This window comes from Lacihabitans sp. CCS-44 (genome assembly GCF_024343735.1).
Lineage (GTDB): Bacteria > Bacteroidota > Bacteroidia > Cytophagales > Spirosomataceae > Leadbetterella.
The window spans coordinates 1-766 of sequence record NZ_RJUE01000032.1 but is presented as its reverse complement, the minus strand read 5'-3'; the positions used below and the strand labels follow the sequence as shown (position 1 = coordinate 766).

Here is a 766-nt window from a genome sequence, read left to right as displayed (position 1 = left end):
CAAATAGCAAAAAGACCCCAAATATAAAGGGGTCTTTAGTGGGGTCTTTCTTCTATTCTGCTAAATGTTGTGCGTAGTATTTATTCACCTAGAGATGTAACAATGCCGTAAAACTGTCTCTTGTCTTGCAAATAAAACACCAAGTTTCTTTGTCCTAAATATCCCTTTTGTCTTTTCGCAACAAGTCCTTTGGTTATGAATTTTTTATTTGCCTTTGAATAAACCATAAACTGTCCCCTCAGAATAAGTCCTGCACCAAGAAAATAAAATTCCTCATTTAATTGCTTTGTCAAAACATTTTCTGGTTGTTGTCTGAAAATGCTATCACGTTGACGTTGGTCATAGTAAAAGTATATGTCCGTGATTTTAATTTGTCGAGTTTTTTTAATTAAAGTGTCCTGAAATGTTTTATAACCATAATTTGCTAAGACATTTTTGTTCTCAGGATTGTCTATGAAGTTTTTTATGTCGTCCTGTTTAAAGTAGAGAATAGCATTGGGAACTTCGTAAATAAAAATGTTTTCTCTTGTCGTGTCAATGAATATGGGTCGAAGTTTTTGCTTACGTATGCCAAAGTCAACCTGAGAATAAGATTGAATTGTCAAGGCTGTAAATAGGAATGCTATTGAAAATCGTAGGGTCATAATATTACGCACAACGAACAGGGCTTGTGGTCAGATGGGGGATTTGAAACTTGTCCGCCCGAACGTCAGCCGATATAAATTACTGATGTTGAGTTACTTACCAATGTTCAATCGGTTTCCGT

The 766-nt window shown here is 35.2% G+C and carries 1 protein-coding gene; it reads right to left on the bottom strand.

The features are described from left to right. Positions 1 to 80 precede the first annotated feature (80 nt). On the bottom strand, positions 81 to 644 hold the full coding sequence (locus tag EGI26_RS07180; protein ID WP_255077318.1) for a hypothetical protein: 564 nt from the start codon (positions 642 to 644) through the stop codon (positions 81 to 83). Between the last annotated feature and the right edge of the window lie 122 nt (positions 645 to 766).

Excerpts from the sequence above, each read along its gene's own strand:
- EGI26_RS07180 (WP_255077318.1), bottom strand. The coding sequence starts at position 644 with ATGACCCTACGATTTTCAATAGCATTCCTATTTACAGCCTTGACAATT.